At 71.4% G+C, this 22,455-nt stretch carries 18 protein-coding genes; 6 read left to right on the top strand and 12 right to left on the bottom strand.

What is annotated here, in order from left to right; all coding sequences use genetic code 11:
* Window positions 1-91: 91 nt before the first annotated feature.
* From ACIQU6_RS39760 to ACIQU6_RS39750, 3 genes are all read right to left on the bottom strand, one after another.
* Window positions 92-1,558, bottom strand: a complete 1,467-nt coding sequence (locus ACIQU6_RS39760; protein ID WP_403486707.1) for a radical SAM protein — start codon at window positions 1,556-1,558, stop codon at window positions 92-94.
* Between the two features lie 322 nt (window positions 1,559-1,880).
* A complete protein-coding gene (locus ACIQU6_RS39755) occupies window positions 1,881-2,048 on the bottom strand; it encodes a hypothetical protein (RefSeq protein ID WP_403486705.1) in 168 nt (55 codons plus the stop codon).
* Between the two features lie 497 nt (window positions 2,049-2,545).
* Window positions 2,546-3,031, bottom strand: a complete 486-nt coding sequence (locus ACIQU6_RS39750; protein WP_403486703.1) for a MarR family winged helix-turn-helix transcriptional regulator — start codon at window positions 3,029-3,031, stop codon at window positions 2,546-2,548.
* 214 nt (window positions 3,032-3,245) lie between these two features.
* On the opposite strand from ACIQU6_RS39750, the gene ACIQU6_RS39745 reads away from it, so the two are divergent.
* Window positions 3,246-3,776, top strand: a complete 531-nt coding sequence (locus ACIQU6_RS39745; protein ID WP_403486701.1) for an IclR family transcriptional regulator — start codon at window positions 3,246-3,248, stop codon at window positions 3,774-3,776.
* A gap of 106 nt (window positions 3,777-3,882) precedes the next feature.
* Here the strand turns inward: ACIQU6_RS39745 and ACIQU6_RS39740 are convergent, their stop codons facing one another.
* Window positions 3,883-4,539 carry a helix-turn-helix domain-containing protein gene (locus ACIQU6_RS39740; protein ID WP_403486699.1) on the bottom strand — a complete coding sequence of 219 codons (657 nt, stop codon included), beginning with the start codon at window positions 4,537-4,539 and terminating at the stop codon, window positions 3,883-3,885.
* 201 nt (window positions 4,540-4,740) lie between these two features.
* On the opposite strand from ACIQU6_RS39740, the gene ACIQU6_RS39735 reads away from it, so the two are divergent.
* Window positions 4,741-6,165 carry an MFS transporter gene (locus tag ACIQU6_RS39735; protein ID WP_403486697.1) on the top strand — a complete coding sequence of 475 codons (1,425 nt, stop codon included), beginning with the start codon at window positions 4,741-4,743 and terminating at the stop codon, window positions 6,163-6,165.
* 280 nt (window positions 6,166-6,445) lie between these two features.
* Window positions 6,446-8,656, top strand: coding sequence for an FUSC family protein (locus ACIQU6_RS39730; RefSeq protein ID WP_403486723.1), 2,211 nt, complete (start codon window positions 6,446-6,448; stop codon window positions 8,654-8,656).
* Between the two features lie 36 nt (window positions 8,657-8,692).
* On the opposite strand, the gene ACIQU6_RS39725 is transcribed toward ACIQU6_RS39730, so the two are convergent.
* Together ACIQU6_RS39725 and ACIQU6_RS39720 are read right to left on the bottom strand one after the other, a co-directional pair.
* The gene (locus ACIQU6_RS39725) at window positions 8,693-10,111 is read right to left on the bottom strand and encodes an MFS transporter (RefSeq protein WP_403486695.1); all 1,419 of its coding nucleotides are present in this window, start codon (window positions 10,109-10,111) and stop codon (window positions 8,693-8,695) included.
* A gap of 183 nt (window positions 10,112-10,294) precedes the next feature.
* Window positions 10,295-10,471, bottom strand: coding sequence for a hypothetical protein (locus tag ACIQU6_RS39720; RefSeq protein WP_403486693.1), 177 nt, complete (start codon window positions 10,469-10,471; stop codon window positions 10,295-10,297).
* 502 nt (window positions 10,472-10,973) lie between these two features.
* On the opposite strand from ACIQU6_RS39720, the gene ACIQU6_RS39715 reads away from it, so the two are divergent.
* Window positions 10,974-11,744: a hypothetical protein gene (locus ACIQU6_RS39715; RefSeq protein WP_403486691.1), complete on the top strand. Its 771-nt coding sequence runs from the start codon at window positions 10,974-10,976 to the stop codon at window positions 11,742-11,744.
* Between the two features lie 140 nt (window positions 11,745-11,884).
* On the opposite strand, the gene ACIQU6_RS39710 is transcribed toward ACIQU6_RS39715, so the two are convergent.
* Window positions 11,885-13,123, bottom strand: coding sequence for an MFS transporter (locus ACIQU6_RS39710; RefSeq protein WP_403486689.1), 1,239 nt, complete (start codon window positions 13,121-13,123; stop codon window positions 11,885-11,887).
* A 240-nt stretch (window positions 13,124-13,363) separates the two neighbouring features.
* Window positions 13,364-14,563, bottom strand: coding sequence for an ATP-binding protein (locus ACIQU6_RS39705; RefSeq protein WP_403486687.1), 1,200 nt, complete (start codon window positions 14,561-14,563; stop codon window positions 13,364-13,366).
* Window positions 14,564-14,797: 234 nt separating this feature from the next.
* On the opposite strand from ACIQU6_RS39705, the gene ACIQU6_RS39700 reads away from it, so the two are divergent.
* A complete protein-coding gene (locus tag ACIQU6_RS39700; protein ID WP_403486685.1) occupies window positions 14,798-15,445 on the top strand; it encodes a response regulator in 648 nt (215 codons plus the stop codon).
* A gap of 127 nt (window positions 15,446-15,572) precedes the next feature.
* On the opposite strand, the gene ACIQU6_RS39695 is transcribed toward ACIQU6_RS39700, so the two are convergent.
* From ACIQU6_RS39695 to ACIQU6_RS39685, 3 genes are all read right to left on the bottom strand, one after another.
* A complete protein-coding gene (locus tag ACIQU6_RS39695; protein ID WP_403486683.1) occupies window positions 15,573-16,100 on the bottom strand; it encodes a universal stress protein in 528 nt (175 codons plus the stop codon).
* A 114-nt stretch (window positions 16,101-16,214) separates the two neighbouring features.
* On the bottom strand, window positions 16,215-18,311 hold the full coding sequence (locus tag ACIQU6_RS39690; RefSeq protein WP_403486682.1) for a SpoIIE family protein phosphatase: 2,097 nt from the start codon (window positions 18,309-18,311) through the stop codon (window positions 16,215-16,217).
* Window positions 18,304-18,873 carry a universal stress protein gene (locus ACIQU6_RS39685; RefSeq protein ID WP_403486680.1) on the bottom strand — a complete coding sequence of 190 codons (570 nt, stop codon included), beginning with the start codon at window positions 18,871-18,873 and terminating at the stop codon, window positions 18,304-18,306. The genes ACIQU6_RS39690 and ACIQU6_RS39685 overlap by 8 nt, the downstream gene beginning before the upstream one ends.
* Window positions 18,874-19,241: 368 nt before the next feature.
* Between ACIQU6_RS39685 and ACIQU6_RS39680 the strand changes: the two genes are divergently transcribed.
* Window positions 19,242-21,041: a glycoside hydrolase family 15 protein gene (locus ACIQU6_RS39680; RefSeq protein WP_403486678.1), complete on the top strand. Its 1,800-nt coding sequence runs from the start codon at window positions 19,242-19,244 to the stop codon at window positions 21,039-21,041.
* 3 nt (window positions 21,042-21,044) lie between these two features.
* Here the strand turns inward: ACIQU6_RS39680 and ACIQU6_RS39675 are convergent, their stop codons facing one another.
* Window positions 21,045-22,061 (bottom strand): FUSC family protein, encoded by a 1,017-nt coding sequence (locus ACIQU6_RS39675; protein ID WP_403486676.1) that lies wholly within the window; start codon window positions 22,059-22,061, stop codon window positions 21,045-21,047.
* Window positions 22,062-22,455: the final 394 nt, after the last annotated feature.

Raw genomic sequence — 22,455 nt, 5'->3', positions numbered from 1 at the left:
CCTCGACCCGAACGGGGTTCGCGGGGCACGGTCGTGGATCGATAACCCGCCCCGCGGGACGGACTGTTGCCTGGGGCGTCGGGCGGGCCGGTCAGGACAGGGCCGCAAGACTCTGGACGTGGTGACGCTCCAAGAGGCCCTGCACCACCTCACGCATGTAGGCGCAGTAGCCGGGCGACATCACCTGGATCGAGCCGTTCTCCTCCTCCAACGCACCGGCGGAGCCACCCGAGCAGGTGCCTTGCAGCTCACAACCCTGACAGCCGGGACCGTTGGTGTAGGCCCGCATGCCGTAGTCCTGGTAGGCCAGCGAGGAGAAGATGCCGCGCCAGTCATCGATGGTGCCCAGTTTGCGGGCGGTGGCCTTGCAGGCGAAGACGCTGCCGTTGGGCTCGATGGACAGTTGACGGCCGACCGCGGGGCAGGTCTTGTAGTCGGCCTGCTCGGCCCACTTGGACTCGTCGATGATCATCTGGAAGGTCTGGTACCAGTAGCCACTGAGCTGCACGCCGCGCTCGCGCCCGTAGTCGACCGCGGTCAACAGCCGCTGCGCCACGTCGTGCGGACTGTGCTTCTGGAAGAACTCCCTGGCCTGGAACGACACGATGACGTCGAGGGAGTCCAGCCCGGCTTCCGCGACGAAGTCGATGAGCGGAGTACCCCACTTGTCCCAGGTGTACTGCGAAAGCACCGTGGTGATGCTCACCGGGACACCGGCGGCCTTCATGTCGAGGATCGCCTTGCGGACCACGGCCCACGAGGTGCGCTGTTGTTGCCCACCACGGAACTCGCCGGTCTCCGGGACCAGGTAGTCGATGGAGACGGTGGTGTCGACGCGGTGCCTGGCGAGAGCCGCCAACAACTCGTCGTCGATGCGGGAACCGTTGCTGGTCAGGTCGTAGGAGAGGGTGACCCCGTCGTGACTGTCGCCGAAGGTACGCAGCACGTGCAGGATCGTGCCCCGCGCCAGGGTGGGCTCGCCACCGAAGAACGACACCGTCAGATGGCCACCACCATTGGCCTTGCGCAGCTCGATGGCCTCTTTGATGGTCTTCTCGGCCACCTCGCGCGACATGTGCATCGAGGGGTTGCGACCCTGGTCCAGGCCGTGGTTCCAGTCACCCTTGGCGAGCGTGGGACCCGAGTCCTGGTGGGAGGGGCCGGCCTCATCACGCGAGCGGCGCAACTCGACCAGAACCGGGCCGGGTTTCACCGACTCGCCGGAGGTGTTGCGCTCCTCGACGCCGCCGTCGAAGTTGTAGGCGAAACAGCCCTGACAGGAGAAGTTGCAGGCATTGGTCAGCACGAGCTGGATGGAGGAGTGGAACACACCGCTACCGAGGGCGCCCTGCCGGCTCTCCAGTAGACCGTCGATCTCCCTGGCCTCGTCATGCCCGGCCTCGACGAGGAACCGCGCCTCGACGAGGTCCCGCAACGAGGCGTCACCCACCCGCTCCCGCAGTCGGTCCCAACTGAGCCCTTGGGCCGCGTCCTTGAGGAGTTCGACGATGTCCCGATCGACCAACCGCGCATTCCCGAACAGGGAATGGAATGCCATGGTCCGCTCGCCGTCCCCAAAAGAATGGAGCCGACCTCCGAATGCGCTGAAATCCCGGTCGCCGGCAGCACGCAGAGTGCGGACGTAACGCGAGGACTGGTACATCGAATTCTGCATGGTTGACGATTTCTCCCTCCGTCTGACGACTTCCGACACGACGTACGGCACACCTCAGGGGCACGCCGTACGGCATGAGACACGGCGCGCCGAGGAAACACCCCCGACGCAGCGCCGTTGGACACAGGCCGAACCCAGCCCACGACCCGGCCCGCGCGACAGACCGGGGCCCGACCGATGACGGGCCCCGGCAAACCTCAGCGCCTTAGGCCGACGTACGCTCTTCCCGCTGCTCAGCAGGGGCCGAGACGACCTCCGCCTGCTTACGGGCAGGCACGATCGTCGGGGCGTTGCCCTTGTCCGGCGACACGAACGCACACGGACGGGACGACGCGGTGACCGCAGGGCGGACGACCTTCTTCACTTCGGCCATATGACCCTCCTCAGTAGGTGCGACACCAACGCGCCCAACTGAAGCAGAGAAAAAGATTACTCGATAAGTCTTCTACCGGTCATCGTCAACGAAAGGCCCCGAACCCACTCGATCACCAATTCGGCAACATTCTGGGCACGTTGAAAGAAAAACGATCTCTCCTTCCGCCACCCGACCTGCCCCCATCCTCGAACTATTCAGCACGCCGGCGGAATCCCCCGCGACCCACTGCATCAAGGGGCGCCCCCCTCCCCCCACCGCGCGGGTTGCAATTCAGCCAAGAACGCGACGGGACACGGGGGCGACGCGAGGAGCGCGCATCGCACGACGGCCGGCCGGGGCGTCGGACCCCCGCCGATCGGAACGACCAACTCACCACGCCTGCGGGGTTCCTGGGTGGTCGACCTCAGGCCAGCGCCTCGCGGAGTCGGGCGAACAGCCTTCGCCCGACTCCGTGCAGCGCCAGCAGCTCGACCTCGACCCCCAAAAGAGAGCAGCTACTGGGCAGTCGCGCCCTGCGTCTCCTTGAGAGTCGCGGCCAGGGCTCGCAGGGCGGGCAATGCCGCAGTGAGAGCGAGGCGTTGGTCCTCGGTGAGAGTGGCCAGGTTGCCGGCGAACCACCCGTCCCAACTCTGCTGGATCATTCGCAGGTCGGCGATCGACTGGGGTGTGGGCTGAAGTCGTACGGCCCGGCGGTCGGCGGGGTCGGGCTCGCGGGCGAGCAGGCCGCGGCCGACGAGGCCGCGCACGATGGTGCTGACGTTGCTGGCGTGCAGCCCCAGTCGCCGAGCCAGGCCGCCGACGCTGATGCCGGGTTCGTCCAGCACGGTGCGCAACACCTCGAACTCGGCCGGGGGCAAGGGCGAGAGGCCGACCTCCGGGGATCCCCGCAGCCGCTGGCGCATCGCTCGGGAGATGGCATAGAGGGCCGGTGTCAGTTCCTGGGCCTGGCCAAGGAGGTCGTCGTCGGGTCGCGTTGCCATGCGACCAGAATAGCGTTTGCTATAGATCTATAGGCATCTACTCAACGGGGGCAACCGTCCACCAATCGGTCGAGGGAGCTGTCGGCTGTTGTCTCTACGGCGCCATACCCCGAGTCCCCCACAGGACCGATGCCCAGGCACACATCCCACCCATACCGTGAAAACGGAACCGCTCGATGGCCGTTCAGCGATCACAGGTAAGGAGTTCGTCGCCATGAACCGCACATTCGCCAGTCTGCACCGCGCTGTGTCAGCTCTGCGGGTACGAGCACTACGGAGTGACGACCGCAGGGACGAACCGCCACAAGACTGCAACTGCCTGCGCGCTGCAGCCATGGTCTGGGCCGACGAGTTGGCCATGCTCAGCGGGATGAGCGTGCGGATCACCGTGGCGCACCCACGTGGCGTGCAAGTCATCCACCACGTCTTCCGGCCCGACAACAGTCCGCAACGGTTGACCGTCGGCGAGGTGCTGCCACACGACTCGGCTCCAGCCCACGCACTGGACCTGCCGCATGACGGTCGCTGCGTCTGCGTCCCGGAACCCGACCTGCGCATGGCCGAGTTGGCCACCGTCATACCGTGCCCCGAAACGCCCCATCACGCCGCAGCACTGAGCCTGACCGGCCCCGCCGACCTCTTGGACCTCGCCCTTGGAGCGTCCGACCGGTACCGCCGACTGCTCAACGACACCGCGTTGTCCATCCGCCTGAGCCTGACGGCAGGGACGCCCACTCGCGCCTGACCTGTCACGGGAGCGGCTGGGCGTAGCGGAAAGGTACACAGCGGGACGCCGTCTCGGAACACGCTGGGAGGTGTCGTTGCCGTCCCTTGTCCGTGTTGCCGAAGGCTCAGCCGTGTGCGGGGTTCCTCGGTTCGGCCGTCGTCGCGGGGGCCGGCGTTGTGGCCTCGTGCGAGGCCGGGGGCGTGCCCAGTCCCCGCGTCAGCAACGCGTGGACCAGCTCGACGAGTTGGTCCTGCGGCACGGCGTCCAGAGCGCTCAACGTGCCCGCGTGGCGCCCCAGAGCGATGCCTGCCAGCGCCGCCCCCGCGATCTCGGCCTGGAGCTGTGGGTCCGACAGGCCCTCTTGGGCGAGGCGGTCGGCGAGCGGGGTGACGAGCCGCTGGTAGAGCTGTTCGCGGGCGGCCAGTTGCACCGCGGGGTCCTCTTGGGGCAGTACCGCCGTGCGCAGCACGGGCCCCGGTGCGTTACGGCCGGGACCGCCGAGCAGCTCGCCCAACCGCGCCGGGTCGAGAGCGTCCACGGGGCCGTCGGTCGCGCTGCGTGCCTCCATGGCGGCGATGTACAGCTTGGTCTTGCTGCCGAAGTAGCGGGCGATGAGCGCGGCGTCCACGCCGGCGCGTTCACCGATCTCCCTGGTGGTGGTGCGATCGAAACCGCGGTCGGAGAAGAGCTCCAGGGCCGCTTCGAGCAGGCGCCGACGGCTGTGTTCCGCGTCGCGGCGGCGGCGCCCGGGTGAGGACGTCGAACTGGGACCGCCAGTCATTTCTGCCCGTCCAATGCCGGTGGGAGGGGTGAGGGGTGGATGCGGCAAGGGTATCCGGCCTTTCCTGAGGCGGGCGTGGGGGCGGGCGGCTGGCTTCGGTTCCCCCGGCCGCTCCACCGACCGGGGGACGCGAGCCGCACCAACGTTTGTCATCATGTGATGACATCACGCGATGACAACCGCTCGGAGGTACGCCCCGCCATGATCACCACAGCTCTCGACGCACCCGATGTAGGCACCGAACGCGACGCCCTCGTGCGGTCCCTGGTCTTCATGGGCATGGCGCTCGCGGTGATCAGCAGCCTGGGCGCGCCGCTCGTGCCCCAGATAGCCGGCGCCTACCACGTGCCGCTGTCCCAAGCGCAGTGGTCACTGACGATCACGCTGCTGGCAGGCACCGTCGCCACCCCGGTGCTGGGCCGCCTCGGGGACGGGCCGCACCGCCGCACCGCCACCCTGGTAGCCGTCGCCGCGTCCGCCGTCGGCTGCGCGCTGGCCGCCCTGCCGCTCGACTTCGGCCTCCTGCTCGCCGGCCGGGCCCTGCAGGGGGCAGGCATCGGCGTGATTCCCCTGGCCATCACGACCGCGCGTGACAGCCTGTCGCGCGAACGTGGTCAGCGCACCGTTGCCATGCTGTCGATCACCACCGCCGCGGGCGTCGGCCTCGGTTACCCGCTCACGGGGCTGATCGCCCAGGGCGTCGGACTGCGCGCGGCCTTCTGGTTCGGGACCGTGATCAGCGCCGTCTCGTTCGTGATCGGCCTGCGGGTGCTGCCGCGCACCGGCCACCTGCCCCGTCGGCCGCTCGACGTGCCCGGCGCCTGCCTGCTGAGCTCGGGACTGGCCGGGCTGATGCTGGTGCTCTCCGAAGGCGGCACATGGGGCTGGGCCTCCACCGAGTTGCTCGGGCTGCTCGCACTGTCCGTCGTGCTGCTGGCCGCCTGGACCGTTCACGAACTGCGCTGCGCTCACCCGCTGATCGACCTCCGCGTCGCGCGGCACCGGTCGGTCGTGGTGGCCAACCTCGTCATCGCGGTGATGGGAGTGGCGATGTACCTGCTCATGTCGTTGGTCACGCGGCTGGCGCAGACACCGGTGCACACCGGTTACGGCTTCGGGGCCTCGGTCGCCGTCACCGGGCTCGCCCTCCTGCCCTTCTCCGTCACCAGCGTCGTCGCCAGCCGTGCCCAGCGCCGGCTCTCGCGCCACCTGTCCCCGCGCGCCGTCCTCGCGCTGTCCTGCCTGGTCTGCCTCGGGGCCCTGGTCTTCTTCACGCTGGCCCACTCGGCGCTTTGGCAGCTGTTCGTGGCCATGGGGATGGCGGGTCTGGGCATCGGCTGTGCGTTCGCCGTGATCCCGCAGCTCATCGTCCTCGCCGTGCCGGCCACGGAGACCGGCAGCGCGATGAGCTTCAACCAGGTCCTGCGCTGCGTCGGCTACACCATCGGCAGCGCCCTGAGCGCCACGGTGCTGCAGTCCCACACCGCTGCCGGGCAGCTCCTGCCGACGGCCGGCGGGTACTCCGCCGCCGGCCTGGTCGGCGTCCTCAGTGCCGCCGCGGCCGTTCTCCTCGCGCTGGTACTGAGCCCCCGGCACCGTCCGGCCGCGGCTGCCGAGACCGTCTGAGGACGTTCACCGGTGCGGTCCCCGCGCCACAGCAGGGGCCGCACGGGAGGGCCAGTCACCTTCGGGCAGAACCCGGGAAGCGTTGCCGCAACACTGCCGGCGCGGCCGTCACCTCGGCCGACGAACGCGCCGCGCGCACCGGTTGCAGCCGCACCGTCGCTCCCTAGATTGAGCTCATGACAACGCTCCCCCACCAGGCTCCCCAAGCCGGCGGCCACGCCCTACGCGTCGACATTCCGCAGCGCACCGTACGCCGCCGAAGGCGCCGCGCGTGAGTCTCATGGGCCGGCGCAACCCGCTGGCCGGGGTGCTACGGCGTCCTGACGCGGCCGCGCAGCTACGCCGTGCGCTGTGGGCCACGCTCGCCGGCCTGGGCGTCTTCTCTCTCCTGCGCTACGGCTTCGATCAACCGGCCATGGCCCTCTACGCGTTGTTCGGAGCCCTTCCCCTCGCGCTCTTCTCCCGCCTGCCGGGTACCGCGCGCGCACGCACCGGCCCCCTGCTGGCCGCACTGCCCACGGGATTGCTCCTGGTCACGGCCGGCACCCTGTTGGCGGCGCACTCCTGGAGCGCGGCACTGGGGATGTTCGTCGTCGCCTTCGTCACCTCCTACCTCGGTGTGGGCGGCCCGGCAGCAGGCGGGCTGGCCACGTCGTTCCAGCTCTACTACCTGCTGCCCTGCTTCCCGCCCTACGCTCCCGACGCCCTCGGCCAACGGCTCGGCGGACTGGCCATCGGCGTGGTCGCCGCCGCCCTCGTCGACCGGCTGCTGTGGCAGGGGCCCCTGCCGCCCCCGTACCGGATCCTGCTCGCCGACGCCGTCGACGCAGCCGCCGACCACAGCACCGCCCTGGCCCACCGCCTCGCCGGCACCTGCCACGAAACCACCCCTCCCCCGCACGACCGCGTGAACCAGACACTGTTCGCCACCAGACTGACCCAAGTCGCCCTGCCCGAACGCCCCACCGGCGCCTCACTGCAACATCGCGGCCTGTACGACGTACGCGCCCTCCTGCGCCACCTGGTCAACCAACTCGACCGCATCTCACCGGACTTCCACGGCCCCGCTCCGGACGAGGCCCGCCTGCTCGACTCCACCGCGGAGGGGCTGCGCCGGGCGGCCGCCGTACTGCGTTCGTCCGCGGCCGAATCCCAGGACGCCGACACCCTGGCCGGGTCGCTGCGCTCGTTCCACGTCGCCCGTCTGGCCACCGCCGGCAGCGCCACCCCCGGTCAACTCCGCCTGGCCGCGGTCGTGCACGACACGGCCGCCGCCGGACTGCTGCTGACCGAGGCCGCACGCCTGGCCTTCGGCGCGCCACCGCGGCAACCATGGGATCGCATCGGCGGCCCCTTCCGGTACGCCATGGTCGGCGCCCCGGTGCGCTACTGGTACCGACTGCGCCTCCACCTGACACCACGGTCCGTGTTGTTCCAGAACGCGCTGCGAGCCGCACTCGCCCTCGCCGGGGCCCGGCTGCTCGTCGGCACCCTCGACCTGCCGCACGGCTTCTGGGTGCTGCTGGCCACCTTGAGCCTGCTGCGCACCTCCGCCTCGGACACCCGGGGAGCCCTGGGACCGGCCTTCCTCGGCACCGGGCTGGGCGCCGTGGCGGCGGGCTTGTTGGTCATCGCCGTCGGCGACACTCCGGCCGTCTACATCGCCGCGGCCCCGTTGCTGGTGTTCCTCGGCTTCGGGATCGGTCCGCTGTTGGGAACCGTCTGGGTCCAGGCGGCCCTCACGCTCACGTTGGTGACCGTCTTCGCGCAGGTCGAACCTCCCGATCTGAGCATCCCGACGTGGCGCTTCCTGGACGTGCTCGTCGGCGGTCTGATCGGTGCCACCGCCGCCCTGCTCGCCTGGCCACGGGGAGCCGGCAACGAGCTGCGGCGATCCGCGGCGCGGTTCATGACGGCGTCCGCCCAGACGTGCCAGGACATCACCGAGCGGTTGTGCCGGCCGCCCGCGCACCCGGACGTCTGCGCCACGGACGGCGCCGTGCTGCACGAGGCCGACCGTGCGCTCCGGCTCGTCCAAGCCGCTTACGCGCAGTACCGCACCGAAGGCGCGTCCCGGAAAGACCCGGACCTTCCTTGGGAGTTGGCGATGACCGCCGGCTACAGCGCGGTGGGCGGCGGCGCGCTCCTGCTGGCCGAACACGCCGCCGACACCGCACCGCTGCCGCCGGGCCTGGCCGCTCAACTCGTCGCACTCGCCGCGGGGGTGGCCGACGACTGCCGGCGCTCGGCGGAGCTGGTGCGACGCGCCGGCAACGTCCTGCCTCACGAAGGCGGCGGATATCCGGCCGACCAGTCCGGCCCACTGACCCTCGCGGCGGCCGACCGGTCCGACCTTGAGCCCGCGGCGCTCGTCCTCGTCGCCGATCTGGAGGCGTGGCTCACCGGCATCGCCTACGACGCCACCCGCTTCGACCGGGTACTGGACGACCTGCACGGCGGACGGACGGCCGACGTCGAATCCCGTTTCTGAACGCGCCGGCCCGGCCCGGCGCACCCACCGTGCCGCTCAGGCCGCCGTGGCCCGCACTGCGTCCTTCGCCGGTACGCACAGCGCGGCGAGGGCGGCGGCGGTGAAGTACGCCAGGGCGCCGATGCCCATGCTGAGGCGCAGTCCCGCCGCGTAGTCGGTGGCCGCGGCCAGGAAGGTTCCACCGAGGGCGACTCCGGCGGCGCTGCCGATCTGGCGGGTGGTGTTGAACAGCGCGGAGGCGGTGCCTGCGTAGCCGGTCGGGGCAGCGGTCATCACTGACGAGGTGGAGCCGGTCAGGGCGAAGGAGGTGCCGAATCCGGCGGCCATCATCGGGGCCACCAACAGCGGATAGGCCGGGTCGGGCCCCGCTGCCGCCCAACCGGCCAGGCCCGCGCCCGCCACCGCCATGCCGCAGACCACCAGGGGGCGGTGGCCAGTGTGCCGGGCCAGTCGACCGGACAGGGCGGAGGCGAACATGGTCATCGTGACGGCCGGCAGCAGCGCCACTCCCGTGATGAGGGCGCTGTAGCCCCGCTGCCGTTGGAAGTCGAGGCTGGCGGTGAACACCATGCCGTAGAAGGCGAAGTTGAACAGCAGGCCGATGGCCGCTCCCCCGCCCAGAGCCCGTGAGCGCAGCAGGTGTGGCGGGAGGACGGGGGTGCGCGCCAGGTGCTCGCGCACGAGGAAGGCGCCCGCGCATCCGAGGGTAAGTCCGGCCATGGTCAGGACCGTTGGGTCGGACCAGCCGCGTCTGCCGGCCTCGTTGAGGGCCGCGGTCAGCAAGGCGACCATCGCGGCGACGGCGCACTGGGCGGGCCAGTCCACGCTTCGGGTCGCGTGTCGGGGCGAGGCCGCGACGCACCGCATGGTCAGCGCCAGGCATGCGGCACCGACGGGCAGGTTGATGAGGAACACCCAGCGCCAGCCGACCGTGGTGACCAGGAGTCCGCCGAGCAGGGGTCCCGCCGAGGCGGCGATGCCGGCCATGGATCCCCACAGCCCGAACGCCCGTGAGCGCGCGTCCGGTTCGGGATACGCCTGTTGGAGCAGGGCCAGTGAACCGGGCACGATCAGGGCCGCGCCGCTGCCCTCGACCAGCCGGGCGACGACCAGGGAGGCCGGGTCCCGGGCCAGTGCGCACCCGACCGAGGCCAGGGTGAACACCGCCACGCCCCAGCAGAAGACCCGCCGGCTGCCCAGCCGGTCGCCCAGCGCGCCGCCGGTCATGAGCAGACCGGCGAAGACCAGGGTGTACCCGTCGGTGATCCATTGGATGCCGGTGAGGGAGGCGCCCAGATCGCGGCCCACCACAGGCACGGCCACGTTGATGATCGTCACGTCCAGGATCACCATGAAGTACCCGGCACACACCGCGAGCAACGGTCCACGGGACCGCCACCCGCCCCCGGAGGAGCCTGGTTTCGTGTTGCCGTCGACGTGTTCGGTGTCTGCCATGGTCCTGTCCCTCGGCCGCGGCGGAGTCTTGGCAGTGCTCGCCGTATGAGCGAGTGTGTGCCAGGCTGCGCGCTGCGGACAGTGACCGTCAGCGCGTCGGCGTGGCGGCGGCCTTGGCCGGGGTCGTTCAGTGCCCTGTGCTCCCGCCCACCGTGGTGGGGTTGCGGCGTCGATCCGCCGTCTTCACTCGGTCGACGTCGTCCCTCGGCCGATGTTCTCGCCACGTCCCGTGCCGGCGGCGCTGGACGGCCGGTCCTGTCCACCGGGCCTCTTCGACTGCAGCAGATGCCAGCCGTCCGCCCCGACGAAAGCGGCGACGAGCAGACCCAGGAGACGGTAGATACCGCGGAGAACATTCATCCGTCACACTCCCTGAAAAAGATCACGCGCGAATAGTTCGCGTAGCGTCGCGACACCTGCGGAGCACCCTCAGCGACCATCAGAGAATGCCGAGAATTTCGAGCCTGCTGAGAACACTTCGCCCGATGGTCGTTTTGTGGCAGCAGTGCGCGCGCGAGCCACGCATACAGAGCAAGCCCAAAGTCAATCCACCCCGACAGCCACCCTCCTCGCCCTCCCGTGCTGGTCAAGACGCGAAGTCACTCTACAAGCCACTCGACGATAACCACCCCCGGATCACGGGAATCGCGCGATGATTCGGCCTCACCATGACTAGAAAATTTCACGTTCCGGCACGGAACCCCGGAGGACAATTCCCACTCCCGGCTCAGGGAATTCTCGTGAGCGCCATCACTTCCGACATATTTTGCCCTTTCTTGGTCGTCGCCCCCTTTCGCTTCCTGCAACAGTTCCCATGCTCCATCTGGAAATGGAAGAAACACGCAAGAATGGAGATCCGTACATGTCGACTTCACGTATCAACCTGTGCCGCGCGCTGGTGGTGGGTTCCCTCTCGGCGGCAGTCGTAGCGGCCGGCTCCGTGGCGGCGTTCGCGAGCAGCGAGCCGACCATCAAGGAGCTGATGGCCGACTGCGCCAGCGGGACCGGCAAGTGCACCTTCAACGACCCCGTCGTGAAGGGGGCCTACCTCGGCGACTACCACCAGGTGTCCAACACCCTCTACAACTGCAGCACTTCGCCCGCCACCCAGTCCATGGACTGGTCGGACAGCGTGGGCTCCACCGACACCCTGGAGACGTCGATCACCGCGGGCGGCAAGATCTCCGGGATCGTGGACCTCAGCGTCACCGCGAAGTACGGCCACACCTGGTCCACCGAACACCGCGAGGGGGGCTCGCTGGGGATGACGGTGAAGCCGGGCGAAGTCGGTTGGATATCGCGGGCCCAGGCGATGCGGCAGGTCTACGGCACCTGGCAGACGCACTACGACAACCCGCACTGGGGTCACTACTACTGGTACTGGCACGACACCATCACGAGCCCCGCCCCCAACGGCACCGACGGCGTCACCAACGCCGTCGTGGTGAAGACGCGCCCGATGACCGACCAGGAGAAGAAGTCCTGCGAGGTCCACGGCAAGCGGGCCTTCACCAGCGGGGTCCGGGTGGAGAAGACCGTGCCCAAGCGGCCCGCTCCGTCCTCGGAGACTCCGCAGCCCGGGGACGGCAGGACTCCGAACTCCCGCGAGGAGGACACGCACCACGCGTCGTGAGGCACGGTGCGTGAGCCGGCCGAAGTGAACACGCCGGGCGCAGACCGGTGTTCGCCTCTCGGTGGGCACCGGTTTTCCCCCGCATCGCCGGGGATCCAGCGTTGATCTGGTGCGGGACGTCGGCGGGATCGGTTGCTTGGTCAGTGTCTGATGCGGGCGGTCAGGCGTCGGGCCGGGGCGACGGCCCGGGGCGTCCCGGGCGCACCGCTCAGCCGGGAGATGCCGAGGGTGGCGAACAGCGCACTGAGCAGGGCACAGCACGCCGGTAGCCAGAGGGCGTGCTGGGGTCCGATCCAGTCGGCGGCGTATCCGCCGGTCACGGACCCCAGTGACAGGCCGAGGGTGATGGCGGACAACAGCCAGGTCAGGCCCTCGTTGAGGCGCTCCCTGGCGACCAGTCGCGCGACCAGACCGTAGGTGGTGATCAGGCTCGGCGAGATGAACAGCCCGGCGAGCAGCAGGACCAGCGTCAGGCGACCCACGCCGCCCGCGAACGGCAGGCCCAACAGGCTCAGCGCCAGGGCGAGCAGCGTGATCGCGAGCCGTACCGGCGGGGCGCAGCGGGGCCGGGAGGCCCCCGTCACGAGTCCGGCCACGGCGCTGGTGACGCCGAAGGCGGCCAGGGCGAACGCCGCCGCGCCCCGGTCTCCGTGTGCGGTGGCGAATGCGACGGTGATCACCTCGGTGCTGCTGAAGATCGTGCCGAAGGCGACGAACACGGCGACCAGTACGGGCATTCCGGGTGTGCGCAGCACACTGTGGTGCGGGGCACGGCCGGTGGCGGGGGCGGCCGGCGGTTCGGTGCTCCGCTGTGCGGTCAGGGCGAGCAGGCCCGTCACCCCCGCCGCGATCGCGGCGAGCACGCCGGCCTCGGGGAAGAGGACCGTCGCCAGCATGACGGCGAGGATGGGGCCGACGACGAAGGCGAGTTCGTCGGCCACCGACTCCGCCGAGTACGCGGTGTGCAAGGCCCGTTCGTCCGGGCAGTGGTGGGCCCAACGCGCCCGGACCAGGCCGCCGACGTTGGGCATCGTTCCGGCGACCAGTGCGCAGGGGAACAGCGCCCAGCCCGGAGCGCCGGCCGCGCTGCACGCGACGAGTCCGGTCAGGGCTCCGAAGGCGCAGGTGAGGGCGGGCCGGGCGACACGGCGTTGGCCGTGGCGGTCCACGGCCCGCGCGATCAGCGGGCCGAGGACGGCCACGGCCAGCGAGTAGGCGGCGCACACCGCGCCGCCCAGCGCGTAGTCGCCCGTTCTGCGCGCCACCATGGTGACGATGCCCAGGCCGACCATGGCTCTGGGCAGCCGGGCCACGACGCCTGCCGCGAACAGGGGTCGGGCACCGGGCACTTGGGAGAGTGCGCGATACGCGCTGAACATGGCGGGGCCTCCAGGGCGGCGACAGACAGGGGCGTGCCGCTCCTGTTGTGGGTGGGCACGCGGGGACGCCGGGCCGCGGCGCGGCGGGGCGGCGGTCCGGTCAGCCGGTTCGGTGGGACTCGGGAGGACCGCTCGCCGTCCACGGTGGCATCCGGACCGCGTCCGGTGCCGCGGCTGATCGGCGGCTCGTCCTCCTGATGGTGCGGTCCACCGATCGGGCGGGGGCGGCGCCGTGGCTGTTCAGCGGTGGTGGCTGTACGGCCGGCAGGGAAGTCGCACCTCGACCGTGGTGGAGCCCTGGGGCGAGCTGTCCAACGAGAAGGTTCCGCCCGCGCTCTCCACCCGGACGTAGTGACTGGCCAGGCCGATGTGCCCGGCCTTCAGGCGCTCCTGGACGACGTCGGTGTCGAACCCCTTGCCGTCGTCGCGCACCCGCAGCACGACCTCGTCGGTGTCGCGTAGGAGGGTCAGCCAGACGTTGTCGGCTTCGGCGTGCTTGACGACGTTGGTGAGGAGTTCCCTGGCGACGGAGAACAGCAGCGCCTCGGCGGGGTCCCGGTCCGGCATCCGCAGGTCGTAGTGGACGACGAAACCGCCGCGCCGGGACAGCCGCTCCCCCAGGGACTCCAGCGCGGCGGCCAGTCCGGCGGCGGCCAGGACCTGTGGGTGGAGCACGTAGATCACTTCGCGGATCTCGCGGACCGAGCCGCGGATCTCCCGCGAGGCCCGGTCCAGTTCGTCGGAGGGGGCCTTGGCCTCCGCCTCCTCCAGGTCGTGGAGGGACGCGAAGAGGTTCTGCACCGCGCCGTCGTGCAAGGCGTCGGCGAGCCGGGCCCGTTCGCGTTCCTCGGCGTCGAGGGCGTCGCGCAGCAGCGTCTCGCGGTTGTCCAGCAACTGGGCCACGCGTTCGCTGCGCCGTCGCAACAGTGCCGCGACGAGCACGCACACCCCGACGCTCCAGAGCAGGTACGCCTCGTCCACCAGCACCGGCCAGTAGTCCGCGTGGCGCCCGAGGAACAGGTTCGGCAAGGTCATCGCCAGGTATCCGACCACGCAGGCCGCGCTGAGCCAGCCGGTGAGACTGGGGCGCTGCCACATCACACTCGCCATCGGCAGCACGAAGTAGGCGTAGCGGACCGCTGATTCCGAGCCTCCGGACAGTCCTCCCAGCACCGTCACGGCCACCACGTCGATGGCGGCCGCGGTCACCGCGCCGCGCGCCCCGGTGAGACGCTGTCGGTGGACGAGGGCGAGCCGCACCAGTGCCCAGGCGGCGTACAGGCCGAAGCAGGCGAAGAACCACGGGGTGATCAGGCGTTGCTCGGCGGCGAGTCCGGCGAAGAGGATCGGCAGCAGTGCCGGCAGTCGCAGGCGCGCGACGTAGCGGCCGGTCAGGTCGGACATCGCCGTGAACTGCTGCTCACGCCACCGTGTGGTCATCGTGCACCGTCCGGACGCGTCCACCGCCCGGGGCCGGTCGGCGGGGGGGGGCTGCTTGACCGGCTGACCGTACGACGGATCCGGCCCGTTCGCATCCGGCCCGGTCAGCGGCGGGATTCCCGCTCGGGGCGCTGTGGTGCGGTGCGGTCCGAGAGGTGTGCGGCGCGTCCCCCGATTATTCTGAGGACCGTTCCCGGCGTTTCCCGGTGTGGCGAGGCGGAAGGTGACAGACGGATGGCCAGTTCGAGCCGGCAGGTCACGGTCATCGTCGCCGACGACCACCCGGTGTTCCGCGAGGGCGTCACCAGGGGACTGCAGCTCAGCGGCAAGATCGAGGTGCTGGCTGAGGCGGAGGACGGCGAACAGGCGCTCGCCGTCATCCGTGAGCTCAAGCCGGACGTGGCCCTGCTCGACTACCGCATCCCCAAGCTGGACGGCATTGCCGTCGTGCACGCCGTCGTGCGGGACCAACTTCCCACCCGCACGCTGCTGTTGTCGACGACGACCGACAGTGCCGTCGTCTTCCGGGCCGTGGAGGAGGGCGCCTTCGGCTATCTCGCCAAGGACGCCAAGCGCAGCGAGATCGTGCATGCGGTGCTGAAAGTGGCCAACGGCAAGCGGGTCGTTCCGGAAGAGCTCGCCGGCGGTCTGGTGGACCAGATCCGGCTGCGTGCGGACCGCGATCCGGCGGTGCTCTCCGAGCGTGAACGCCAGGTGCTGCGCGGGTTCGCCGACGGCAAGAGCATTCCGCAGCTGGCCGAGGAACTGTTCCTGGGCGCCAGTACCGTCAAGACGCACACCCAGCGGCTCTACGAGAAGCTCGGCGTCTCCGATCGTGCGGCGGCGGTGGCCGAAGCCATGCGGCGCGGCCTCTTGGAGTAGGGGCGCGGCGGTGCCGGGTAGTGGCGGGGGTCGGCCGTGTCACGGCAACTCGCCCTCTTCATAAGGTTGTTCGGGTCGGAAGTCCACCGGGATCGATCGCACGGCTCCCGTGCGCCGGGGGCGGTCCTCAGCGATCGGCGGGTACTGCCTGGTCGGTCGTGGCGCGTTGCGCGGGGTCGGCCGTCGGGCGCTCCTCGTCGGGGTGGACGACGAGGACGGGGCACTGGGCCCGCTTGAGTGCGAGTCGGCCGACCGAGCCGAACAGCAGGTGGTGGAGGTGGCCGTGGCTTCCGGCGCCCAGGACGAGGAGGTCGGTGGGCCTGCGGGCGGAGCGGGTCAACACGTCCTCGGGGCGCCCGCGCAGCACTCTCGACGAGACCGTCAGGTCGGTGCAGTCTTCGCCCAGGGCCTGTGCGCAGGCGGCATCCAGGCGGGTGCGGGCCATGCGTATCCACTCCCGCCGCAGGTCCTCGGGCTCGGGGACGGGGCACTGCGCGGTGAGGGCTTCGCCGCCCGGCGGGGTCCAGGCGATGACGGGGCACAGCTCGGCGCCGTGGCACCGGGCCTCGTGCGCGGCCTGCCGGAGGGCTGCCAGGCTCCCCTCCGATCCGTCGACACCCACGATGACCCGCTCGACGTCCTCGGTGACGGCCATGATCTTTCCCCTTTCCGGAAGGTTTCTCGTTTCTGGGAGGTCTCTCGCCAGGCTAGGAAACGCGGCTGCCCCTCGGCGTCCTCTGGAGGGAGGTCGTGCCGGTGGACCGGCCGCTCAGCCGATCGGTTGCGTGGGTCGGCCGGCGGCCTCCTCGTCGCTGCCGCGGCGGACGACGAGGAGCGCGGCGTCGTCGAGGTGGCCGGTGCGTGCGCTCACGGTCAGCAGGGCGTCCGCCAGGTCTTCGGGCGACGCGTCGCGGTGGTGTGTGACGATCTCGCGCACCCGGTCCATTCCTTCGTCCAGGTCCAGATCCGGCCCCTCGACCAGGCCGTCGCTGAGCAGTACCAGGGTGCGCACCGCGGTCAGTGGACGACTCACGGTGGCGTAGGCGGCGCCCGGCTGCACGCCCAGTGGCGGGCCGGGTGGCGGGGCCAGGAGTTCGGTGGTGCCGTCGGGCCGTCCGACGATTGCGGGGACGTGGCCGGCGGTGGCCGCTTCCAGGTGGCCGCGGTGTGGGTCGAGGACCAGGTAGGAGCAGGTTGCGAAGTGTCCGCCGCCGAGGGAGGAGAGCAGGTCGTTCGCCTTGGCCAGGACCGCGCCCGGTCCGGACTCCGTCTGGGAGTAGGCGCGCACCGCGGTGCGGATCTGTCCCATGACCGCGGCCGCCCGCACGTCGTGGCCCTCGACGTCGCCGACGCACAGGGCGTAGCGCCCGTCGGCGAGGGGGAACGCGTCGTACCAGTCACCGCCTATGCGGACGCCGTCGCAGGCCGGGACGTACCGTCCGGCCATGCGCAGTCCGGGCAGTTGGGAGAGTTGGGACGGCATCAGCAGGTGCTGTACCGCCTGGGCGAGTTCGACCCGGTCCTGGACCAGGGCGGTCCGGGCCAGGGCCTGGCCGGTCAGCCCCGCGACGGTCGACAGCAGTGCGCGTTCGCCCGGGGGGAAGTCGTGCCAGCGCGCGAAGCCCAGCGCGAGCACGCCCGTCGGTCGCCCCGCGCAGCTCAGCGGGAGCATGGCCCAGGACCGTGCCTGTGTGCGGGAGAGCAGGTCGTGCGGATCTCCGTCGGTGACGGCGCGGTGTTCCTGTGGGCTGCCGATGTAGCAGGCGCGGTTGTCCTGGATGACGCGTGCGGCGGGCACCTGGGCGTCGAGGGGCATTCCGTCGAGGATCCGCGCCATGGACGTGCCCGCCCCGGACGAGGCCAGCGACCTGAAGTGCCCGTGTTCGGCCACCAGTACCAGCGCGCCGATGGCGCCCAACGCCTGTTGGAAGCTGTCGGTGATCGCCGCGCCGACCGCGTCGGTGGTGGAGGCGGAGACGAGGGCCGCGGCGATCTCCTCGATCCGGTCCGCCCGGTCGGTCTCCCTGCGCGCCGTTTCCTCCAGGGCTCCGCAGCGGTGCACCTCGTCGGTGACGTCCCGGGTGACGCCGACCAGCCAGCGGTGCGGTGGGGTGCTCAGCGGATGGACCCGGGCGTCGACGCGCATCCAGCGGCGTCGGCCCTCGTCGTCGTGCATGGCGAACGTGGTCTCCACCTGGTCGCCCTCGTTCTCCAGGCCGGCGAACGCCTCGTGGACGGCCTCGCGGTGTTCGGGGGCGATGGCTTCCTGGATCCGGGGGACCAGTCGGTGTGCCGCGGGTCGCATTCCGTACAGCTCCTCGGAATCGTCGAACCAGCGTTCCTCGCCGCTGTCCAGGTCGACGCTCCACGCGGCGAGCGACGCGGTGTGCAGTGCGAGGCTCAACTGCTGCTGGCGTTCGGCGAGTTCGTCGGTCACGTCGAACGCCGTGGCGACGCAGTGTCCGAGTGCCGGGGTGCGCCGGATCTTGACGACCACCGAGCGGTCCTGGTCGCCGGCTCCGGGGAGCGTGAAGAGGCGTTCGACCGGGTGTCCCTCGGCGTGGGCGAGGGCGCGGTCCAACAGGCCGCGGCCGGCGCGGCGCAGCTCGGCCGGCAGTCGCGCGGTCCAGGGGTGGGCTCCGGCGGCCGGCGACGGGCACAGCACGGTTTCCCAGCGGGGGTTGGTGATGAGTTCGTAGCCGCAGGTGTCGAGCAGCGCGATGCCGCCGGGCGCGTGGGCGAAGGCGGTCCGTGCGAGTGCGGGCACGGGCTCGGGCCCCGCGCCGGTTCCCGGCCCGGGCACGGGGCCGGGGACGACGCGGTGGTGGGCGGTCGCCTCGGGCGTTCCGAGGTGGGGCTCAGGCACGGCGTCCCCCTCCCCCGGTGATCAGGGATATCGCCGTGCCGTGGCACGCCGTCGCCGGCCCCCGGATGAGTGCCTCGGCCTCCGGGGCGCCGCGTTCCCCGTGGGGCTCTTCGGGTTGGTCGGTGGGCACCAGCAGGAGTGGTCCGGGCCAGTGCTTCAGGCAGTACCGGGCGGTCGCGAGGTGTCCGTGCCGGTGTCGGAGACCGCGTTCGGCGGCGGGTATGACCAGGAGGGTGCCGTGACCCTCTCGTTCGGCCGCGGCCACCATCGCCGGTCCGGGGCAGCCCCACGCCACGAGGGGATCGCACTCCACGGTGGCCGCCAGGCCGCCCAGTGCCGTGCCGAGGGCGGTGTCGAGGCGCCGGAGGAAGCCGGTCCACACCTCCAGGGGCTCGCCTTGCGGCAGCGGCGGCCGCAACCCGCCCGGGCCCGGCGGGTGCAGGAGTACGGGACAGAGCCGGGCGCGGTGCCGTACGGCCTCCTGTCCGGCCCGACGCAACACCCTCCGGGCGGTGTCCGTCCCGGCGACCTCCACCACCACGTGCCGCACTTCCTGGTCCATCGCTGGCGTCCTCCCTCGCGGGCCGCGCCCCGGCGCGGCAGATTGGATCGGGCCCGCCCCGGTCTGGGGTGGAGCGGCCTTGGTTGCGACGGTAGGAAGCGGTGGCGGCGGATCCCATCGGTCAGTCGGTCGGTCCCGGGCGGTGTGGCATCCCCCGTTAGGGGGACGTTCGCGCGCCCGGCGTCGCGAAGATCGCCGGGCGACGGCCCGGGCGGCTGCGCCGCAGGCGCCGGATGGCACCCGCGGGTGGCTCGGCCCACAATGGTCAGCCCGGCCGGGTCGCCCGAACCGTCGACGACGTTCCGTGTCCCGACGCTCACCCGACGTCCGCATCGCAGGTCGGGCAGGTGGCAGGGAGGAGGCGCAACATGGCACCGGCTCACCTCCCGATCGAGCAGTACGCCATGATCGGCGACTTCCAGACCGCCGCGCTGGTGGGCCGGAACGGCTCGGTCGACTGGTTGTGCCTGCCCCGCTTCGACTCGGGTGCGTGCTTCGCCGCGCTGCTCGGCGCCCCGGAGAACGGCCATTGGCGCATCGCCCCGGCGGGTGCGCAGGAGGGCTCCTGCGCGCGGCGGGCGTACGCGACGGACTCCCTGGTCCTGGAGACCTTCTGGGCGACGGGCGACGGCACCGTCAAGGTGGTGGACTTCATGCCGCAGCGGGTGACGGACCCCGAAGTCGTGCGCATCGTCGAGGGCGTGTCGGGCTCGGTCGCCATGGAGTCCGAGCTGCGGCTGCGCTTCGACTACGGGCGGGTCTCGCCGTGGGTCTACGAGGCGGAGGGCCATCACGTGGCCGTCGCCGGACCGGACTCGGTGTGGCTGCGCTCCCATCCGGCGGTGCCCACCCGCGGCACGCGGTCGAGCATCCGGTCGTCCTGGACCGTGCGGGCCGGTGAGCGGGTGGCCTTCACGCTGACCTGGCACCCGTCCCACCTGGAGCAGCCGCCGGGGACCGATCCGTACGAGGCGCTGGAGCGCACGTTGAAGGGCTGGCGGCAGTGGACCGGGCAGTGTCGCTACGACGGGCCGTACCGGGAGGCCGTGGTGCGTTCGCTCATCACCCTCAAGGCGTTGATCTACCGCCCGACCGGTGGGATCGTGGCCGCCCCCACGACGTCGCTGCCGGAGGAGCCGGGCGGGGTCCGCAACTGGGACTACCGCTACTGCTGGCTGCGCGACGCCACCATGACGCTGGGGGCGCTGTTGTCGGCGGGGTACGTCGAGGAGGCCGGCAGTTGGCGAAGTTGGCTGCTGCGGGCCGCCGCGGGCGACCCCGACGATCTGCAGATCATGTACGGGCTCGCCGGTGAGCGGCGGCTGCCCGAGACGGAACTCCCCTGGTTGTCGGGGCACTTCGCGTCGCGTCCCGTACGGGTGGGCAACGCCGCCGTCGACCAACTCCAACTGGACGTGTACGGCGAGGTCCTCGGCGCCCTGCACGTGGCGCGGGCCGCCGGCATCCCCGCGCCCCAACCGCACGCCTGGCACCTGCAGTTGAGTCTGCTGTCCTTCCTGGAGTCCCATTGGCGCGAGCCGGACGAGGGGCTGTGGGAGGTGCGCGGCCCCCGCCGGCACTTCGTGCACTCCAAGGTCATGGCGTGGGTGGCGGCGGACCGGGCGGTGCGCACGCTGGAGGCCCATCCCGAACTGGGGGGCGATCCGGAGCGTTGGCGACGCATGCGTGACGAGGTGCACCAGGAGGTCTGCGACCGGGGGTACGACGCCTCGCGCAACTCCTTCACCCAGGCGTACGGGTCCGCGGAGTTGGATGCGGCGACCTTGCTGATCCCCCAGGTCGGGTTCCTTCCCGGGGACGATCCGCGCGTGGTGGGCACCGTGGACGCGGTGCGTGCGGCCCTTTCCCACGATGGTCTGGTGCGCCGTTACAGCACCGCGGGCGGCGCGACCGACGGTGTGCCCGGTGCCGAGGGAGCGTTTTTGATCTGCTCGTTCTGGCTGGCGGACGCGCTGCGGCTGACCGGGCGCGGTGCGGAGGCGACCGCGCTCTTCGAGCGGCTGTTGCGGCTGCGCAACGACGTCGGGTTGTTGGCCGAGGAGTACGATCCGCTGGCCCGCCGTCACTTGGGGAACTTCCCCCAGGCATTCAGCCATATCGGTCTGGTGGCGACCGCGCTCGGGCTGGAGCGGGCGGATCCCGGCTGAGTCTCAGTCGCCCGGCGGGGAGGTCGCCCGGGGCCGCGGCCAGCGGGTGGCGAGCACGGCCAGGAGGCCGCCCGCGAGGACGAGGGCGACGCGGACCACGGCCGTGTACCACGGCACCGGTTCGCGGTAGGCGTCCATCAGGAGCAGGAGCATCGGGAAGGCCAGGCACCAGTACAGGTAGTTGGCGGGCCGGAAGGCGTAGGCGAGCGCGCCGACCACGCCGATGAGCAGGGCCACGGTCAACTGCCCGGGTCGCAAGAGGACCAGCAGCGTGCCGACCACTCCTCCGAGGGTGTTGCCGACGACCCGCTGTCGCGTCTTGGCGCGGGTGCCGTCCGGCGTGGGCTTCAGGGCCAACACGGTGCCGGTGACCAACCAGTGGCCGTTCCCCGTCAGGTGGTGCACGGCGGCCATCAGCGCGGCGGCGGCCGCCACGGTCACGCCGAGCCGCACGGCGTGTGTCCGGTCCGATGGCGGCTGTGGTGCGGCGGGGCCGCGGGACGGATGCCGCCGCCATCGGGGCAGCACCAGGGCGGCCCCCCACAGACCACCGGCGAGTTGCGCCAAGCCGGGGACGCCGAATGCCTCGTTCGGACCGCCGATGCCGATCAGGACCATCGCCAGGGGTGCGACGGATCCGACCCGCGGCGCCCGCGCGCCGAGGACGGCCGCCACCGTGATGGCCGGCACCAAGGCCCACACCCGTCCGCCGACGAGGTAGGCGTAGACGCCCGCGAGGGTGACCGCCGCGACCCGGGCCGCCAGTTGGCGCGCCCGCTCACCGAGGCCGGCGTCCCGGGGCAGAGGCAACACGACCAGGAGTGCCGGGAGGAGCAGCGGGGTGCCGGCCTCGGGATGCCCTGTCGCGAGCCCGACCAGCAGGGGCGCGGCGAGGGCCACCCCGGCCGCCACCCCCGGGCCCGGTTCCGCCGGCTCCTGCGGTCCCCAGTCGACCCGCAGCCAGGAGGCGGCACGTGCCGTCACCGTGTGCCGGCCGTCGATGTCGTCCTGTCGGTGCATCCACCGCTCCCGGTCGTTGCGTCAGGCCCGCTGCGCGGGCCGCCTCGTGGGCCTGCCCGCTTCCCGCCCGCTTCATGGGTGCCGCGGCCCCCGCTCCTCCCGGCGGCCGAAACGCCCCACCCGAACCGGCCTGGCCCCGCCATGCCGGCCGCCGTCCGGGGAGGCTCCGCTCCCCGTCCAGGCAGCGGGCACGCCGGTGTTGGTCATGCGCCGTCTCCTCGAACGGTGTACGTATCGTCAGGCGGCGGGCGTTCCGTCCCGTCGACGCGAGCCCTTGGCCGTGGACGTCCTGTGGCGCCGGCCACCGCGGTCCGCAGTGCCTGGCAGCACCCCTCGACCGGCTCTGGCGCTCCCGCCGCCCGGTAGATCGAGGTCTCACGGAACTGTCTGGGTA

The sequence above is a fragment of the Streptomyces sp. NPDC090442 genome, assembly GCF_044769405.1.
Taxonomy (GTDB): Bacteria; Actinomycetota; Actinomycetes; order Streptomycetales; family Streptomycetaceae; genus Streptomyces.
Note: the sequence above shows the minus strand (reverse complement) of the source record. Positions and strands in the feature narration are given on the sequence as shown.

What these genes read in the sequence shown, in the direction of transcription:
- ACIQU6_RS39720 (WP_403486693.1), bottom strand. Translation starts at nt 10,471, where the DNA reads ATGAATGTTCTCCGCGGTATCTACCGTCTCCTGGGTCTGCTCGTCGCC.
- ACIQU6_RS39730 (WP_403486723.1), top strand. Translation starts at nt 6,446, where the DNA reads ATGGGCCGGCGCAACCCGCTGGCCGGGGTGCTACGGCGTCCTGACGCG.
- ACIQU6_RS39680 (WP_403486678.1), top strand. Translation starts at nt 19,242, where the DNA reads ATGGCACCGGCTCACCTCCCGATCGAGCAGTACGCCATGATCGGCGAC.
- ACIQU6_RS39710 (WP_403486689.1), bottom strand. Translation starts at nt 13,123, where the DNA reads ATGTTCAGCGCGTATCGCGCACTCTCCCAAGTGCCCGGTGCCCGACCC.
- ACIQU6_RS39715 (WP_403486691.1), top strand. Translation starts at nt 10,974, where the DNA reads ATGTCGACTTCACGTATCAACCTGTGCCGCGCGCTGGTGGTGGGTTCC.
- ACIQU6_RS39745 (WP_403486701.1), top strand. Translation starts at nt 3,246, where the DNA reads ATGAACCGCACATTCGCCAGTCTGCACCGCGCTGTGTCAGCTCTGCGG.
- ACIQU6_RS39750 (WP_403486703.1), bottom strand. Translation starts at nt 3,031, where the DNA reads ATGGCAACGCGACCCGACGACGACCTCCTTGGCCAGGCCCAGGAACTG.
- ACIQU6_RS39735 (WP_403486697.1), top strand. Translation starts at nt 4,741, where the DNA reads ATGATCACCACAGCTCTCGACGCACCCGATGTAGGCACCGAACGCGAC.
- ACIQU6_RS39740 (WP_403486699.1), bottom strand. Translation starts at nt 4,539, where the DNA reads ATGACTGGCGGTCCCAGTTCGACGTCCTCACCCGGGCGCCGCCGCCGC.
- ACIQU6_RS39675 (WP_403486676.1), bottom strand. Translation starts at nt 22,061, where the DNA reads ATGCACCGACAGGACGACATCGACGGCCGGCACACGGTGACGGCACGT.
- ACIQU6_RS39685 (WP_403486680.1), bottom strand. Translation starts at nt 18,873, where the DNA reads ATGGACCAGGAAGTGCGGCACGTGGTGGTGGAGGTCGCCGGGACGGAC.
- ACIQU6_RS39700 (WP_403486685.1), top strand. Translation starts at nt 14,798, where the DNA reads ATGGCCAGTTCGAGCCGGCAGGTCACGGTCATCGTCGCCGACGACCAC.
- ACIQU6_RS39755 (WP_403486705.1), bottom strand. Translation starts at nt 2,048, where the DNA reads ATGGCCGAAGTGAAGAAGGTCGTCCGCCCTGCGGTCACCGCGTCGTCC.
- ACIQU6_RS39760 (WP_403486707.1), bottom strand. Translation starts at nt 1,558, where the DNA reads ATGGCATTCCATTCCCTGTTCGGGAATGCGCGGTTGGTCGATCGGGAC.
- ACIQU6_RS39725 (WP_403486695.1), bottom strand. Translation starts at nt 10,111, where the DNA reads ATGGCAGACACCGAACACGTCGACGGCAACACGAAACCAGGCTCCTCC.
- ACIQU6_RS39705 (WP_403486687.1), bottom strand. Translation starts at nt 14,563, where the DNA reads ATGACCACACGGTGGCGTGAGCAGCAGTTCACGGCGATGTCCGACCTG.
- ACIQU6_RS39695 (WP_403486683.1), bottom strand. Translation starts at nt 16,100, where the DNA reads ATGGCCGTCACCGAGGACGTCGAGCGGGTCATCGTGGGTGTCGACGGA.